14 protein-coding genes and 1 pseudogene are annotated in these 16,339 nt (G+C 72.2%); 9 read left to right on the top strand and 6 right to left on the bottom strand.

What is annotated here, in order from left to right:
* Nucleotides 1–95: 95 nt before the first annotated feature.
* A pseudogene (locus AC0699_RS14440) lies at nucleotides 96–256 on the bottom strand (helix-turn-helix domain-containing protein); the annotation flags it as partial.
* Between the two features lie 212 nt (nucleotides 257–468).
* A complete protein-coding gene (locus AC0699_RS14435; RefSeq protein ID WP_478659731.1) occupies nucleotides 469–1,605 on the bottom strand; it encodes a PP2C family protein-serine/threonine phosphatase in 1,137 nt (378 codons plus the stop codon).
* Nucleotides 1,606–2,159: 554 nt separating this feature from the next.
* On the opposite strand from AC0699_RS14435, the gene AC0699_RS14430 reads away from it, so the two are divergent.
* The 8 genes from AC0699_RS14430 to AC0699_RS14395 all read left to right on the top strand — a co-directional run bounded on the left by AC0699_RS14430 (nucleotide 2,160) and on the right by AC0699_RS14395 (nucleotide 9,696).
* Nucleotides 2,160–3,266, top strand: coding sequence for a M20/M25/M40 family metallo-hydrolase (locus AC0699_RS14430; protein ID WP_478659729.1), 1,107 nt, complete (start codon nucleotides 2,160–2,162; stop codon nucleotides 3,264–3,266).
* Nucleotides 3,263–4,141: a lysine biosynthesis protein LysX gene (gene lysX / locus AC0699_RS14425; protein WP_478659728.1), complete on the top strand. Its 879-nt coding sequence runs from the start codon at nucleotides 3,263–3,265 to the stop codon at nucleotides 4,139–4,141. Before AC0699_RS14430 ends, lysX begins: the two co-directional genes overlap by 4 nt.
* Nucleotides 4,142–4,146: 5 nt before the next feature.
* A complete protein-coding gene (locus AC0699_RS14420) occupies nucleotides 4,147–5,457 on the top strand; it encodes a DegT/DnrJ/EryC1/StrS family aminotransferase (RefSeq protein WP_478659726.1) in 1,311 nt (436 codons plus the stop codon).
* A gap of 86 nt (nucleotides 5,458–5,543) precedes the next feature.
* On the top strand, nucleotides 5,544–6,401 hold the full coding sequence (locus AC0699_RS14415) for a transketolase (RefSeq protein ID WP_478659724.1): 858 nt from the start codon (nucleotides 5,544–5,546) through the stop codon (nucleotides 6,399–6,401).
* A 173-nt stretch (nucleotides 6,402–6,574) separates the two neighbouring features.
* Entirely contained in the window at nucleotides 6,575–7,600 is a 1,026-nt protein-coding gene (locus tag AC0699_RS14410; RefSeq protein ID WP_478659722.1) for a transketolase family protein, read from the top strand.
* A gap of 2 nt (nucleotides 7,601–7,602) precedes the next feature.
* The gene (locus tag AC0699_RS14405) at nucleotides 7,603–7,779 is read left to right on the top strand and encodes a lysine biosynthesis protein LysW (protein WP_469769695.1); all 177 of its coding nucleotides are present in this window, start codon (nucleotides 7,603–7,605) and stop codon (nucleotides 7,777–7,779) included.
* Entirely contained in the window at nucleotides 7,772–8,818 is a 1,047-nt protein-coding gene (gene argC / locus AC0699_RS14400) for an N-acetyl-gamma-glutamyl-phosphate reductase (RefSeq protein WP_469769694.1), read from the top strand. Before AC0699_RS14405 ends, argC begins: the two co-directional genes overlap by 8 nt.
* Entirely contained in the window at nucleotides 8,815–9,696 is an 882-nt protein-coding gene (locus AC0699_RS14395; RefSeq protein ID WP_478659719.1) for a [LysW]-aminoadipate kinase, read from the top strand. The genes argC and AC0699_RS14395 overlap by 4 nt, the downstream gene beginning before the upstream one ends.
* On the opposite strand, the gene AC0699_RS14390 is transcribed toward AC0699_RS14395, so the two are convergent.
* Together AC0699_RS14390 and AC0699_RS14385 are read right to left on the bottom strand one after the other, a co-directional pair.
* On the bottom strand, nucleotides 9,693–10,766 hold the full coding sequence (locus AC0699_RS14390; RefSeq protein ID WP_478659717.1) for an acyl-CoA dehydrogenase family protein: 1,074 nt from the start codon (nucleotides 10,764–10,766) through the stop codon (nucleotides 9,693–9,695). The genes AC0699_RS14395 and AC0699_RS14390 overlap by 4 nt on opposite strands.
* Nucleotide 10,767: 1 nt before the next feature.
* Nucleotides 10,768–11,940 carry an acyl-CoA dehydrogenase family protein gene (locus tag AC0699_RS14385; protein ID WP_478659715.1) on the bottom strand — a complete coding sequence of 391 codons (1,173 nt, stop codon included), beginning with the start codon at nucleotides 11,938–11,940 and terminating at the stop codon, nucleotides 10,768–10,770.
* Nucleotides 11,941–12,079: 139 nt separating this feature from the next.
* Between AC0699_RS14385 and AC0699_RS14380 the strand changes: the two genes are divergently transcribed.
* Nucleotides 12,080–15,349: a non-ribosomal peptide synthetase gene (locus AC0699_RS14380; protein ID WP_478659714.1), complete on the top strand. Its 3,270-nt coding sequence runs from the start codon at nucleotides 12,080–12,082 to the stop codon at nucleotides 15,347–15,349.
* Here AC0699_RS14380 and AC0699_RS14375 read toward each other — a convergent pair.
* A complete protein-coding gene (locus tag AC0699_RS14375) occupies nucleotides 15,327–16,082 on the bottom strand; it encodes an SDR family NAD(P)-dependent oxidoreductase (protein ID WP_478659712.1) in 756 nt (251 codons plus the stop codon). The genes AC0699_RS14380 and AC0699_RS14375 overlap by 23 nt on opposite strands.
* Nucleotides 16,079–16,273, bottom strand: coding sequence for an MbtH family protein (locus tag AC0699_RS14370; RefSeq protein WP_478659710.1), 195 nt, complete (start codon nucleotides 16,271–16,273; stop codon nucleotides 16,079–16,081). The genes AC0699_RS14375 and AC0699_RS14370 overlap by 4 nt, the downstream gene beginning before the upstream one ends.
* Nucleotides 16,274–16,339: the final 66 nt, after the last annotated feature.

Below are 16,339 nucleotides of genomic sequence, written 5' to 3'. Positions count from 1 at the left end.
GATCTCCGTCTCGGGTCACCTCGTGCATGCACGTGCGTCGGCCGGTCGGTCGCTCGGTCGGCCGGTCGGTCGCTCGGTCGCCGAGTCGTCCCGGTTCAGGTCACGGCGGTGCGCTGCTGCCGCCATTCCCGTGGGGTGGCGCCGTACGCGGCCTTGACGCGCGGCTGAAGTGGGCAGGGTTGACGAACCCCCAGCGCTGGGCCACGGCCGAGACGGTCGGAGCGCTCCGTCCTCCGCGGGCCAGCTCCCGAGCGCACTCCATGATGCTCAACGCCCTGCGCGGCACGCATGCCGCGGAAGCGGCCATCACTGGTGACCAGGCCCCGGACGGCACTCCATCCCGCGAGCTGAGCGCGACCGCGCCGGACGCAGGGCGCCCGGCTGTCGCCGGGCGCCCTGCGTCCGGTGCGCGGGATCGGAGGGCTGTCGTCCGGCCCCGCACCATGCGGAACGAGCCTGCCCGGCAGATCATGCGGTGGCAGCGGCCGGCGCGGGGAGCCGTTGGATCACCACCACGGCGGCGTCGTCTCCCAGAAAGCCGCCGACGTGGTCGATGAGGTCCGCACACAGGTGCCCCAGGAACGTCTGCGGGTCTTCGCCCCGCCAGGCGGCAACGTGTTCGGCCAGTGGGTAGAACTCGCCGTGCGCGTCGCGGGCTTCGACGACGCCGTCGGTGTAGAGAACGAGTGTGTCCCCGGCCGTGAAGCCGAAGGTGTCCGCGACGTACGACGGCTCCCCGAAGGCGGCGAGGCCCAGCGGAAGGCTTGGACTGCTCGCCTCCAGTGCGATGACCTCGCCTTCGTGCAGGAGCAGAGGCGGCGGATGCCCGCAGCTGATCAGGTGAAGCAACGGCTCCGCGTCGGGGACGTCGAGTACGGCCGCGGTGGTGAACGCTTCGCCCGCGCCCTCCTGTTCCGCCCCGCCGGCGGTGGGGTCGTCGAGCTCCGAGGTGACGGTCCCTTCCAGATAGGCGACCAGCATCGGCAGCTCGGCCTGGCGATGTGCGGCCGCCCGGAAGGCGCCCAGGAGCAGCGCGGCGTCACCGATGGCCGGCAGCCCCTTGCCGCGGACATCCCCGATCATGAACCGGGTGCCGCGATCGGTGCGTACGGCCGCGTACAGGTCACCGCCGATCTGGGCCTCGGCCTCGGCCGCCAGGTAGACGGAGGCGATCCTCAGCGGCCCCACCTGCTGCGGCAGAGGTCGCAGCACCACCGCCTGGGTGGCTTCGGCGACCGTGCGCAGCTGCGTCAGCTCCTTCTCGTGCCGCTCCCTGAGATACGAGAAGAAGGTCACGATCGCAGAGATCAAGATCAGTGCGGTGATCTGGAACAGATGGTTCAAGTCCATCAGGGTGGTACGCGCAATCGCGACGACGGCCTGGGCCAGGACGGCGACCGCGCCGACGAAAGCGGTGATTCTGGGCCCGGCGAACGACGCCGCGATCGCAGGGGCCGCGACCAGGAACGGTCCCAGGTGCACTTCGGCCGGAGCCAGGACGTCGACGACCGTGACGATGACGATCAGCGCGAGCGGCACCACGAGCAGCGCATGGCTCGGCAGCCATGACCATCGCTGGTCCTCGCGCAGGCTCCGAGGGTCCATCCCCTTTGGATACACCAGCCGGGCCCGGTGATCGTGCAGCCATGCAGGCCCTAGGGCCGGGTGCCGGGCGGGCGGGTGAGGAAGGCCGCGTGCCCGGCGGCCCGGTCCCGGAGGGCGCGGAGAACGGCCGGGCCGCGGGTCGCCCCGGGCGAGAGGAGCGCCGTCGCGCGGCACATCTCGGCAATTCGACGTCCAGGCAGACGAGTTGGCCGCCGCGGCCGTCACGGCGCCGGCCCGACGATCACCCCTTGACCATCGCGACGATGCACATCTAGCGTCGCGGTAGAAGGTGACGCACTCGTGCGGGCCCGCGAGGAAACACGCGGGCCGGGTCGAGTGCGGACAACACGGGGGGAAGACCAATGAACGACCGTCGGAGCCGGTATCGGCCGGCTGCCGGAAGGTCCGTGCCGCATCGGCGCCGGCACGGTGACCACAGCCAGGTACGACCGGGCTGTCCGCGTGGTTGTCCGCGGGAAGCGGCTCCTCACGCATGCACCGCGGCTCAGGGCTGAAGCGTGGTCGGTATCGACGAAGTGGGACTGCTCCGCCGCATGGTGGATATTCCTTCGGTGACCGGTGACGAGGACGCCCTCGCCGACTGTCTCGTCGGCGAGTTGAAGGAGTTAGGTTTCCGCGCCCGTCGCGACGAAGCCGGCAATGCGGTCGGTGAGATCGGAGACCCTGGTGGGCCGCTCATCCTGCTGCTCGGCCACCTCGACACGGTCCCGGGCGACCTGCCCGTCCACGAACGCGACGGCAAGCTGTACGGCCGCGGGACGGTCGACGCCAAGGGCCCGCTCGCGACGATGGTGTGGGCGGCCCGCCGTGCCGCCGCCCAAGGCCGGGCCCGTCTCATGGTGGTCGGCGCGGTCGGCGAGGAGGGCTCCTCGCCGGGTGCACACCATCTGAGCCGTACGATTCGGCCGGACGCGGTCGTCATCGGTGAACCCAGTGGCGTCAGCAATGTGGTGCTCGGCTACAAGGGCATCATCCGTTTCGCCGTCGACGTTTCGCGCGCCGGCTCGCATACGAGTTCGCCGGGCCCCAGGGCCGTCGAGGTCGCGGCCGGTTACTGGTCGGCCGTCGCTCAGCGGCTCGGTGCCGACGGCGCATCACACGGTGCTCCGCAGGGCCCCTTTCAGGTTGGCACCTCTGGCTCGGCCTTCAACAGGCCGAGCCCCGCGCTGGTGGGTCTCAACGGCGACCCGCTGCACGCCCGCGTCGAGATCTCCTGCCGGGTACCGCTCGGCTTCGACCGGGACGGATTCCTGACCTGGCTCCGTGAGCTGGTGACTCCCGACCGGCTGACCGTCGTCGAGAGCCTTCCGGCCGTCCGGTCGCGCCGGACCGATGTCGTGGTCGGCGCTCTGCGTGCGGGTATCCGGCGGCACGCCGGGGCGCCCACGGAGAAGGTGAAGCTCGGCACCTCCGACATGAACGTCGTCGGCCCGGTGTGGCACGTGCCGATGGCCGCCTACGGGCCGGGCGACTCCCGGCTGGACCACACCGACGAGGAACATCTGGATCTGGGCGAGTACCTGACCGCGATCGACGTCCTGACCACCGGCGTCGAGGAACTGGCCGCCGCGCTGGCCGGCGGTCGGCGGCCGCGTGCCGGCGCTCACCGGCACGGCAACGCCCCGGAGACGCTCAGGTGAACCAGAACGGCAGTGGGGCGGAGCTGCCCCCGCGACTGGCCGTGGTCGCTTCCCGTGTCGCTTTCGAGGAGAAACGTCTCCTCGACGAGCTGGACCGCCGCCGTGTCCCGTACGACGTCCTGGACCCGCGCACGGCCGTGTTCCGTCTCGACCGGCCGCGGACGGTCTGGTCGACGGCCGTCGTGCGCGAGGTGTCGCACCACCGCGGCCTGACGGCGGCGCGCATCCTCGAACACCTGGGTGTGACCACGGTCAACAGCGCCGAGGCGATCGCGGTGTGCGGCGACAAGCTGCGGACCACCCTCGCGCTGCAGGCGGCCGGCCTGCCCGTCCCACGATGTGCGGTCACGCTGACCCCCGAGGCGGCGGTCGACGCTCTCGACGACTTCGGCTATCCGGCGGTGGTCAAGCCACTGACCGGTTCCTGGGGGAGGATGGTCGCCCGGCTGAGCGACCGTGACTCGGCGGAGGCGGTGCTCGAGCTCCGGGCGGCGCTGCCCGACCCGCAGCAGCGCATCACCTATCTGCAGGAGTACGTCGACAAGCCGGGGCGTGACATCCGCGGGCTGGTGTTCGGCACCGAGGTCGCCGGTGCGGTGTACCGGACGTCCTCGTCATGGCGTACGAACACGGCGCGCGACGCGCGTACCCTGCCCTGCCCGCTGTCTCCGGAGCTCGAGGGCCTGCTGTCGGCCGCCGCCGATGCGATCGGCCCCGGAGTCTACGGAATCGACGTCCTGGAGGACCGCGACGGGCGGCTCCTCGTCAACGAGATCAACCACACCCCGCAGTTCCGTGGCGCCGCCGAAGTGCTCGACACCGACCTGGCCGGCCGCTACGTGGACTACCTCGTACAGCAATTGGTGAGGAGCTGATGGTCATGCCACGGCTGGCAATGTTCGGCGGCCCCCGGACCGTTGACGCCGGCGCCCGTACCTCCCCCGCCGCGGCCTGGCCGATCGTCACCGAGGCCGAGCGCGAAGCGGTGCTGGGCGTGCTCGACAGCGGCCGGTTCACCTCCGTCGAAAAGGGTGAGGTGCAACTCCTGGAACAGGAGTGGGCCGGCTTCACGGGTGTCCGGCACTGCGCCGCCGTCTCGTCCGGGACCGCGGCGATCGAGCTGGCACTGGCCGCCACCACTCTGGAGCCCGGTGCCGAAGTCCTCGTTCCCGCGCTGTCGTTCATCGCCACCGCGGCCGCCCCGGTGATGCGGGGACTCGTACCCGTTTTCGTCGATGTGGACCCGGTCACCTACACCATCGACCCGGCCGCCGCGGCGCTCGCGATCACCCCGCGGACGCAGGCGATCCTCGCGGTGCACCTGCACGGGCTGCCGTGCGACATGGCCGAACTGCGTGGCCTCGCCGACCGTCACGGCCTCGTCCTCATCGAGGACGCCGCCCAGGCGCACGGCGCGTCCTATCGCGGGCGGCGCACGGGCGCGCTCGGTCATGTGGGAGCGTTCAGTCTCAACGCGTCCAAGAACCTGCCCACCAGTGGCGAGGGCGGTCTGCTCACCACCGATGACGCGGACATCCATGAACGTGTGGTGCTGCGCCGCCAGTTCGGCGAGGACCTGTCGGGTCGCGGCGATCGTGCCTACGTCTCGCAGGTGATCGCCGGGAACGCCAAGCTCAGCAGCGTTCAGGCGGCTTTCACACGGTGTCAGCTCGCCCGGCTGGACGAGCGGCACGAGGAACGCGACCGCAACGTACGCCGCTTCCTCGGCCGGCTGGCCGCACTCGACGGGCTCGTGACGCCGCACTGCCCGGCCGACCGTACGCACGCCTGGTTCCAGTTGCGGCTGCGCTTCGACCCCGTGCGGATGGGATGCCCGGATGTGGCCCCCGGCGCCCTGCGGACGATGCTGCAGCGCGCGCTGCGGGCGGAGGGAGTGCCGGTGCGGCCGTACCAGTCGCTGCCGCTGCCCGCCCAGCCGGCACTGCGCGCGGCGGCGCCGCAAGGAGCGACGTACCACCCCGAGGACCACCCGGTCACCCTGGCGGTGATCGAGGACTCGTTGACGATGCAGCGGTGGCACCTCAACCCGGCCTCGGGACCGCTGCTCGACAGCTGCGCGGACGCGTTCGAGAAGGTGTGGGAGCAGCGCGGACTGCTGGTGCCGCCGGCCCGGGCGATGGCGTACCGGCCGCTGTGGCAGGAGGCCGGTCAGGCCGTGGCGCAGACATGACCGGCGTGGACATGACTGATGCGGACATCACCGGTGCGGATACACCTGGTGCAAGCATGACTGGTGCGGATACGCCTGGTGCGAACATGACTGGTGCGAACATGACCGGCGTGCCGGTCAGCACCGAGGAGCTGGCGGAGCGCGCCTACCGGGCCCGCCGTTCGGTGCTCGCGATGGGCGCGACCGAGCACGGCACGCATGTCGGCGGCAGCCTGTCGGCCGTGGACATCCTGACGGTGCTCTACGGGGCCGTGCTGCGGGTCCGGCCCGACCAGCCGCAGTGGACCGGCCGGGACTGGTTCGTCCTCAGCAAGGGCCATGCGAGCGCCGCGCTGTACGCGGTGCTCGCCGAGCACGGCTACTTTCCGACCGAGGAGTGCCACAGCTACGGTCAGCGCGGCAGCCGGCTGGCCGGCCACCCGATGCGCCGGCTGCCCGGGGTGGAGTTCCCGACGGGTTCACTCGGCCACGGGCTGTCGCTCGCCTGCGGCGTGGCGCTGGCCGCCGCCCGCGCCGGCCGCGGCAACCGGGCGTTCGTCCTGCTCGGCGACGGTGAACTTCAGGAGGGCTCGAACTGGGAGGCCGTCATGTCGGCGGCCCAACTGGGTCTGGACAACCTGACCGCCGTCGTCGACCGCAACGGCTGGCAGATCAGCGGCCGCACCGAGGACTGCGTCGCGCTGGAGCCGCTGGCCGACCGCTGGCGCAGCTTCGGCTGGTCCGTTCTCGACGTGGACGGCCACGATCTCGACGCGCTGCGGGCGGCGTTCGGTTCACTGCCGGCCGCACCGGGACGGCCGACCGTCGTCATAGCCCGAACCACGAAAGGCCGCGGGGTGCCGATCTTCGAGGACCGCAAGGCGAGCCATTACGTCCGGCTCTCGCCGCGACTGTACGAACGGGCGGAAGCAGGGCTGCGAGCACGGCACAGGAACCAGCGATGACCGGGGCCGCGGCGGCGAGGGCCGGAGCAGCGGGTGAAGGAGCAACGGGTACGGGAACTGCGGGTAGGGGAACTGCGGGTAGGGGAACTGCGGGTACGCGAACTGCGGGTACGGGAACTGCGGGTAGGGATCCGGCGGGCACGGCAGCCACGGGTGCGGGCGAGCAGGTGCCGGTGCTCACGGACACCTGGGCGGCGCAGTACACCGGCGCGACCCGGGACGTCTACCGCCGTACGCTGCTGGAGCTGGCCCGCGCCGACGACCGTATCTTCTGCGTCGACACCGACATGGGCGGGTTCGAGGACGGCTTCGCCGCCGAACTGCCCGGCCAGTACGTCAACGTCGGCATCGCCGAGGCGAACCTGCTCGGGACGTCCGCCGGGCTCGCCGCCGCCGGGATGATTCCGTTCGCCAACACGATGAGCACCTTCGCCACCACCCGGGCCTGCGAGCAGCTGAAGCTCGACGTGGCGGGCAACAACCTGCCGGTCAGGGTGGTCGCCACGCACGGCGGGCTGTCCGCCGGGCACTACGGCCCCTCGCACCACGCCCTGGAGGATCTGGCTATCGCCCGGACGATGCCGCATCTGACGGTCATCGTGCCGGCCGACGCCGCCGAGACGGCCCTGGCCGTGCGAGCCGCCGCCCATCACCCGGGGCCGGTGTACATCCGGCTCGGCCGCACCGAGACGCCGCAGGTGTATCGCGAGCCGTACGACTTCCGCATCGGCACCGCGGCGGAACTGGCCACAGGCGACGACGTGACCCTCATCGCGACGGGACCGCTGCCGGTCCACCTCGCGCTCGCCGCCCGGGACCGGCTCGCGGCTTCGGGAGTGGCGGCCCGGGTGCTGAACATGCACACGGTCAAGCCGCTCGACGAGGCGGCGGTGCGGCGCGCGGCGCGCGAATCCGCCGGCATCGTCACGGTCGAGGACCACGTCGTCGTGGGCGGCCTCGGCGGCGCGGTGAGCGAGGTGGTGACCGCCGATCACCCGTGCCGGGTGCGCCGGGTCGGGGTCGCGGAGAGCCGTGTCGAGATCGTCGGCAGCGAACGAGAGCTGCTCGAGGACTCCGGCGTCACGGTGGAACGCATCGTGGCGGAGGCGCTGACCCTGGTCGATCCCCGTACCACCCATCACACCGACCACACACACCACACGGACCATACCGACCACACCGACACAAGGAGAGTCTGACCATGCCCACGACCACGGCCCTGTGCCCCAGCTGTGAGGGCGGCGTCGCGCTCGACGCCGCGCCCCGGCAGAACGAGATCGTCGAGTGCCCCGAGTGCCGCAGCGAGCTGGAGATCCTCAGCGTGGAGCCGGTCCTGCTGGCGCTGGCGCCGGAGGTGGAAGAGGACTGGGGTGAGTGACGCGGACGGCCGTGTCCTGCGGGCGGGAGTCGTCGGCGCGAGCGGATACATCGGAGGGGAGCTGTGCCGGCTGCTGCTCGGCCACCCCTTCCTCGATCTGGTCGCGCCGGTCTCCCGCGGTCTGGCGGGGAAGCGGGTGGACGGTGCGCACCCCAACCTGCGGGGCCTGACCGACCTGACGTTCGTCGGCTGGGACGACGCGCCCCGGTGCGACGTGCTGTTCCTGGCGACCCCGCACCGCGAGACGATGCACATGATGGCGCAGTGGAAGGACCGGGCCGATTGCCTGGTCGACCTCAGCGCCGATTTCCGGCTGCGCGACCCGGAGGTGTACGAGCGGTACTACGGTGCCGCGCACACCGCCCCCGGGCTGCTGCCGGACTTCGTCACCGGACTGCCGGAGCGGCATCGCAAGGAACTCGCGGATGCCGACCGCATCAGTGTCCCCGGCTGCATGGCCACCGCGGCGATTCTCGCCCTGTATCCGCTGGCGGCGGCCGGCCTGGTCGACGCGCGCGTGACGGTCGACGGCCGGATCGGGTCCAGCGGCTCGGGCTCCGGCGCGGGGCGGATGAATCTGCACGCGGAACGCAGCGGCGCCATGCGGGTGTTCGCACCCGCCGGACACCGGCACGAGGCGGAGGTGGCGCAGGCCACCGGCCTGAGCGTGAGCATGAGCGCGACCGGGGTGGAGGCGGTGCGCGGCGCACAGGTCCTGTGCCGTGCCTCGCTGGTCACAGAGGTGCGCGAGCCGGATCTGCGCCGGGTGTACCGCGACTGCTACGGCACCGAGCCCTTCGTGCGGGTCGTCGCCCAGCGCAGGGGGCTGTACCGGCTCCCCGAGCCGAAGATGCTCAGCGGCTCGAACTTCTGCGACGTCGGTTTCGCCCTCGACGAGGACAACGGGCAGGTGGTTGCCGTGGCGGCGCTGGACAACCTGATGAAGGGTGCGGCCGGCAACGCGGTGCAGTGCGTCAACATCCGCCAGGGCTGGCCGGAGCGGCTGGGTCTGGAGTTCGCCGGACTGCACCCGCTGTGAGCACTGACCCGTCCGGCCCGGAGCCGGGGATCCTGGTGGTCAAGTGCGGGGGCAGCGGCGCCGTGGACGTGTCCCGGCTCTGCGCGGACGTCGCCCGGCTGACCGCGGCGGGCGAGAAGGTGGTGCTGGTCCACGGCGGGTCCGCGGAGATGGAGCGGCTCGCGGGGCAGCTCGGCGTGCGGCTGCGGCACCTCACCGCACCCGACGGTGTGGTGACCCGCTACACCGACACGGCGACCCTTGATGTGCTGACGCTGGCGCTGGCGGGCCGGGTCAAGCCCGCCCTGGTCGCCGCCCTGGCCCGGCACGGCGTCCTCGGGGTGGGGCTCACCGGCCTCGACGCGGGGCTGCTGCGAGCCCGCCGCAGGGCCGCCGTGCGCGCCGTCGTGGAGGGGCGGCTCACCGTTGTGCGCGACGACCGCGGCGGCCGCATCGTCGACGTCAACGCCGGGCTGCTGCACGGCCTTCTCGCCGCGGGCGTGGTGCCTGTCGTGTCGCCCCCGGCGCTCGCCGAGGACGGGGAGCCGGTCAACACCAACGCCGACCGCGCCGCGGCCGCCGTCGCGGTCGCGCTCCGGGCCCGCAGCCTGGTCTTCCTGACCGGTGCGCCCGGCGTGCTCCGCGACCCCGGCGATCCGGCGAGCGTGCTCGACACGTACCGTCTGCCGCCGGCGGGTGCCGCGGCGCCGGCCTGGGTGACGGACGGCATGACCATCAAACTCGTCGCGGCCCGCGAGGCGCTCGCCGGCGGTGTGGCGCAGGTGCGGATCGCGGACGGCCTCTCGGCGAGTGCGCCGGGGACCGCGTCCGGCGGAGGTCCCGGCACCCGCGTGACACTGCCCGGACCTCCGCCGCCGGCTCAGCCGCCGTCCGCCTAGGGCCTGTCCGGGGTCAGCCGGAGCGTTCCGGCCTCGCGCCACAACGAGGCGGGTGCGCCCCATCGGGTCGCCTCGATGGCTGCGGCCCGGTAGTGCCGTTGGACCGGGGAGTCCCGGGTGATGCCGGCCGCGCCGTGGACGTGCACCGCGTGAGCGGTGACCCGCAGGGCGAGTTCCGCCGCGTACGCGAGCGACTGTGTGGCGCCGAGCGCCGCGTCCCGGCCGTCGGCCCGGCCCGCCTGGTGCACCAGGAGTCGCACCGCCTCGAGGTGCGCGAACTGCTCGGCCAGGGGGAAGGCGACTGCCTGGTTCTCACCGATGCCGCGCCCGAACTGCTGCCGGCTCGCCGCCCGGGCGACCGCGAGCCGATGCGCGCCGGCCGCGAGCCCCAGCAGGTAGGCGGCCTGCCGGAGGCGAGCGCGTACGAGCAGAGGTGCGGGTACGCCGTCCGTGGCGTGCAGCGGCCCGGACAGTGTGAGCGCCGTGGCGCCCGTCAGGCACAGGCGGCGCACCCCGTCGCGCCGGGTGGCCCGGGTGGTGATGCCGGGGTCGTCGGCGGCGACCGCGGCGAGCACGGCCGTTCCGTCACGGCCGGCCGGAACGAGGTGGAAGCCCGGGTCCGGCAGTGGGTCCGGCAGCGCGCATTCCCCGGTGAGCCGGAGACCGTCGGGCACCGCTGCCGCGGTCACGCCGGCGCCGGCGGCCTGGCTCACGGTGACCTTTCCGGCAGCGACCGCGGCGAGCAGGTCGCTCCTGAGGGGTGACCCGTGCCCGCTGCCCTCCACGCCTGCTCCGGCCGACGTGACGAGGTCGGCGAAGAGCGTGTTCGTCCGGTACGCGTCGGGGGCGGCCCAACGCCCCAGTTCCTCGCAGACCGGTACCGCGTCGGCGGGTCCGAACTCCAGCCCGCCGGCCTCGGCCGGCAGTTCCAGCGCGAAGAGCTCCAGGCCTGCGAGACAGGCGTGTACGTCGGCGGGATCGAGCTCCCCCGTGGGACCGGCCACCGGTTCGAGCCCGGCGCGCACGGCCAACGCCATGTCACGCTGTACGTCGTCGATTTCGAGCCGCATGTCAGACCACCGCCGGGCGGCCGGGAGCCGACGGCTCACCGGCGAGCAGGAAACCGGCGAGAGTCTGCAGCATCATCTCCGATGTGCCGCCGGAGAGAGTCAGGCCCGGCGCCTCCCGATAGGCGCTGTCGAGCAGTGCCGCCAGTTCCGGCGGCGCGTCGAACCCGTGGCGCACCGCGGCCCAGCGGGCGATCGCCGCCGCCTGCTCGCTCGCGTACCACTTTGCCGCCGACGTCCGGACCTCGTCGTACCGGTCGGCGTCGGCCGCCCCGACGCAGCGCCAGGCCAGCAGGCGTGCCGCCGTGGCGGCGGCCCCGTGCCGTCCGACTTCCGCCAGCCAGTCGGCGCTGGGTCCGGGTTCCGGCGCGGCGTCCGCGCCGGTGAGTCCCGAGCAGCCGGCCCGGTACCACCGTTCGGCGCGCAGGGCGAAGTCGAATCCCGTGCGTTCCAGCGGCAGTGCCTCGGCCAGCGCCGCCCAGCCGTTGCCGATCCCACCGACGACATCGGCTTCGGTGACGAGGACACCGTCCAGCTCGACCCGGTGGAACTGCTCGTCGGCCATGGTGTCCAGGCGTTCGACGTGGACCCCGGGTGCGCGCATGTCGAGCAGGAACAGCGTGATGCCTTCGTACCGCGACACCTCGGTGGAGGTACGTGCCGCACAGAGCCCGAAATCGGTGATGCCGCTCTTGAGGTTGAAGATCTTGACGCCGTCGATGCGGAAGCCGTCGTCGACCGCGACCGCCCGGGTCGTCAGGGCACTCAGATCCGAACCGACGCCGGGCTCGGTGTAGAGAACGCTCGCGAAGCCCCGGCCGCTCGCCAGCAACGGCAGAACGCGCTGCTTCTGTTCCTCGCTGCCGGTGAGCAGGATCAGATTTCCCACGGTCTGAATACCGTTGACATACAGCGTGTCGGGCACTCCGGCCCGCATCATCTCCTCCACGGCGATGGCGGCGTGCACGGTGCTGCGTCCCTGTCCGCCATAACCGCGGGGCCAGTCGACTCCGAGCAGTCCCCGCTCGCCGAGTAGCCGGTACAACTCCCGTTCGTCCGACTCCCGTTCGTCGCTGCAACGCAACCGCGCCAGTTCGGCGACGAGTTCCACGGATTCCAGTTCGGTATGGACCCGGTCGCGGAACTCCCATTCATCGGCGGAATGGCCGAATTCCATATGTCCCCCCGTATTCAGAGCCTTCCGGTTCCCTGCGAGCGCGCTCCGACGAAGCCTAGTGCACCGGTTCGAAAGTCACCGTCCAGTTCGATCTCGGCTGCTACGGTGATCGAATGTCCCGACCCAGGAGGAGGGCGCAGTGACGGCGGGCGCCGCACCGGTCGACACCGAGGCAGCCGGCTCGGCCGGCCGGGACCGGGCACCGCTGTCCGATGCGCAGAAGCGGCAATGGATCGCCGAGCGGTGCCTGTCCGGTCCCGCGGACAACGTCGTTCTGGCGTGGCGGATATGCGGCCGCCCCGACCCTACGGCGCTGCGCGCGGCGCTGACGGCACTGGTGCGGCGCCACCCGGCGCTGCGGACGCGTTTCACTTCCGACGAGGTCGTACCACGGCAGTCGACGGCGACCGCGGACGACTACGAACTGACCCTGGCCACCGATGAACCCGAGGGCCGCGACCGAACGACCACCCTGGACGCCGCGGACGCCGTGGAAGCCGCGGACGCCGCAGCCGTCGTCGGCACCGTGGACGACGTGACGCGTCAGCCGTTCGACCTCCGCCGCGGTCCGCTCCTGCGCGCCATCGTGACGAGAAACGTGACCGAACACGGCACCGACGAACATCTTCTGACGGTCGCGGTGCCCCGGATCGTCTGCGACCCCCACTCCGCCGGACTGCTGTCGGCCGATCTCACCGCGCTGTACCGGTCGGCCGTCACCGGCACGCCGCACTCCGTGGCGTCACCCCCGGCCGTCCCTGTGCAGCGGCCCCGACCGGGCGACCAGGACGACCAGCTTGCTTTCTGGCAGGCCGGGTTGAGGGATCTGCCCGCCGGGGCCGAGCTGCCCGGCGACCGGCTCCGGCCGCCGGTGCACACCCAGCGCGGCCGCACCGTCGTCGTCACCGTTCCCCGCCGGCCCGTGCGGGAGCTGTGCACACAAACCGCCGACGGTACGACGCCGTTCACGGTCTTCGCTGCCGCGCTCGCCGCACTTCTCGCGCGCTACTCGCGCTCGCGTGACGTCGTGTTCGCCACGCAGACGCCGGGCGCCAGGCCCGCCGGGGCCGAGCAGGTGGTCGGGTACCTGTCCAATCTGCTGGTGCTGCGGATCGACGGGTCCGGCACGCCCTCGCTGCGGGCACTGGTCGACCGGGCAGGCGAGGCCACCCGGGCCGCGGTCGACCACGGCGGTCTGCCGTTCCAGCGGCTCGTCGGGGCCGTCGCACCTGATCGGGACCTGAGCCGGCATCCGATCGCCCAGGTCGCCCTTGACGTATGGCCGAGGACGGCACCGGCCGGGGACGAGCAGGAAACGCGGGACGAGCAGGAAGCACGGGACGAGCAGGGGTCGCACTGCCTGCGGCCGGCCGTCGCCGCGCAGCCGCGTTCGGTGTTCGATGTGGCGGTCACCGTCGTCGACAGCGGCGACGACGACGCGTACCCCGTAGCGTTCACCTGCAACGCCGACCTGTTCAGCGCGGACGCGGCGGAGCGCATGGCAGGCCACTTCCAGCGACTGCTCGTCCACGCGCTCGCCCACCCCGACCGGCCGCTGTCCGGACTGGACATGCTCGGCGAGGCGGAGCGGCAGGACGTCGTCGAGGCCGTCAACCGGACGGCGGACACACCGGCGGCGACGGTGGTCGACCTCTTCGCCCGGCAGGTGACCGCCTCCCCCGGCGCCACGGCCCTGTGGAGCCCGCCGTATGAGCGGTCGTACGCCGAACTCGACGCCGAGGCCAACCGGTTGGCGAACCGCCTCGTCGCCCTCGGCATCCGCCCGGACGACCGGGTCGCGGTGCTGCTGCCGCGCGGGCCGGAGCAGGTCGTGGCGCTGCTGGCGGTGCTCAAGGCAGGCGGTGCGTACGTACCGGTCGATCCGGCCCATCCCCCGCAGCGGATCGCGTTCGTCCACCACGACAGCTCGGTACGTCTGCTGGTGACCGATCAGGAGCTGTCCGGCCGGTATCCCATCGAGTTGGAGCGACTGCTCATCGACGTGCCGCCGCCCGGTGCCGAACGGCAGTCGTCGGATCCGCCGGCGGTTCACATCGCGCCGGACCATCTCGCGTACGTCATCTACACATCGGGCTCCACGGGCGTCCCCAAAGGGGTCGCGGTCACCCACCGTTGCGTCGTACGGCTCGTGTGCGGTCTCGACCAGGTCGAGACCGGCCCACGGGACACCCTGCTGATGCTCGCCCCCACCGCGTTCGACGCGTCCACGTTCGAGATGTGGAACGCGCTCTGCAACGGAGCCCGGCTGGCCGTCCATCCGCCCGGGCCCGTCGGTCCACGCGAGCTGGGCGCGGAGCTGGACCGGCTGGGCGTCACCGTACTGTGGCTGACCGCGCAGCTGGCGAATCTGGTCGCGGACGTCCACCCACAGGCCCTGGCGTCGGTGCGCACCCTGGTGGTGGGCGGCGAGGCATTGTCGGTCCCGCATCTGCGCACCCTGCTGGAGGCGGTGCCCGGGCTGCGGATCGTCAACGGCTACGGGCCGACCGAGACGACGACCTTCGCCACCACACATCCGGTCGCCCTGGATCAGCTCGACACGGGGCTCCCGGTTCCGGTGGGCCGGCCCATCGGCGGCACCCGTGCCTACGTCGTGGACGCCGACGGCAATCCGGTGCCGGTGGGCGTCCTCGGCGAGTTGCTCATCGGCGGGGCCGGTGTGGCCCGGGGCTATCTGGGGAGGCCGGCGCTGACCGCGGAACGGTTCGTGCCCGACCCGTTCGGGCCGCCGGGCGGCCGGCTGTACCGAACCGGAGATCTGGCCCGCCGGCTTCCCGACGGCACCATCGAGTTCGCCGGGCGCATCGACGATCAGGTCAAGCTGCGTGGTTTCCGTATCGAACCAGGTGAGGTCCGGGCGGCGCTGGTGGGGCATCCGGGCGTGCGCGACGCGTTCGTGACCGTCCGGGGCAGCGGAATGGCGGCCGGACTCGTGGCGTACGTGGTGGCGGACGGTGTGGACGATGTGGACGGCGCGGCGCTGCGCGCCCATCTTCGGGAGCGGCTGCCCGAACCGCTGATCCCCGGGGCGTTCGTGTCGCTGGACCGGCTGCCGCTGACCGGCAACGGAAAGGTCGACCGGCGCGCGCTGCCGGACCCCGTACGCCGACGCGACGCCGCGTCGGGCGACCGGGCTCCCCGCACCGGGTGGGAGGCCGCGGTCAGCGACGTCTGGACCGCCGTCCTCGGCCGGTCGCCGGCCGGCGTGACCGACGACTTCTTCGCCCTCGGCGGCACGTCCCTCGACACCCTCCATGTGGCCGCCGCCCTCGCCGAGCGGTGCGGTGCCGAGGTGCCGCCGCTGATGCTGTTCCAGCACCGTACGGTGGCGGAGCTCGCAGCGGCGCTGGCGGCTGCGGACACGGTCAGCGCATCGGGCCCCCGGTGACGTACAGCATGTGGCCGGAGATGAAGCCGGAGTCCTCCCCGACCAGGAACGCGACGGCGTTCGCCACATCGGCCGGCCGGCCCACCCGCTGCACCGGTGTCTGCGCGGCCACCATGCGCTGGAGCTTCTCGAAGTCCACGCCCATGCGCGCGGCCGTTCCGGCGGTCATGTCGGTGACGATGTAGCCGGGGGCCACGGCGTTCACCGTCACCCCGTGCGATCCCAGTTCGATCGCGAGCGTCCGGGTCAGACCGTCGATGCCGGCTTTCGCGGCCGAGTAGTTGGCCTGGTCGCGGTTGCCCAGCGCGGAGGAGCTGGACAGGTTGACGATGCGTCCCCAGCGCTGCGCGACGAGATGGGGCCGGATCGCCTGGCACATCAGGAACGCGCCGCGGAGGTTCACGTCGATGACGGTGTTCCAGTCGTCGAGTGTCAGGTCCTGCAGCGGCCGGTCCCTGATGACGCCGGCGTTGTTGACGAGGATCACCGGGGGACCGAGTTGGGCGGCCACGGTGGCCAGCGCGGCGCCGGCCTGATCGGGATCGCCGACGTCGGCGACGACGTGGACGGCGGTGCCACCGGCCGCACGGATGCGGTCGGCGGTGTCCGCCGCGGTGTCCTCGTCGATGTCGAGGACACCGACGGCCGCACCGTCGGCGGCCAGCCGAAGGGCGGTGGCTGCACCGATGCCGCGCCCGGCGCCGGTGACGACTGCGACACGTGAGGATGTCATCGGCTCGTCGACTCCATCCGCAGACGCAGGCTCAGCGGGCGCATGTCGGTCCAGACCTCGTCGATGTGGGCCAGGCACTCCTCCTTCGATCCGCGCATACCGGTCTCCCGCCATCCGGCCGGGATCTCGCGGTCCGCCGACCAGATCGAGTACTGCTCCTCGTCGTTGACGACGACGGTGTACGACGACATGTGGATCCTCTCAGTGGTGGAGGTGGTGAGACGGTGGAGGTGCGGAACACACGGCCCAGGTCCTGT

Source organism: Streptomyces sp. NPDC043870 (assembly GCF_056435785.1).
This window is presented reverse-complemented; position numbering and strand designations above follow the sequence as displayed.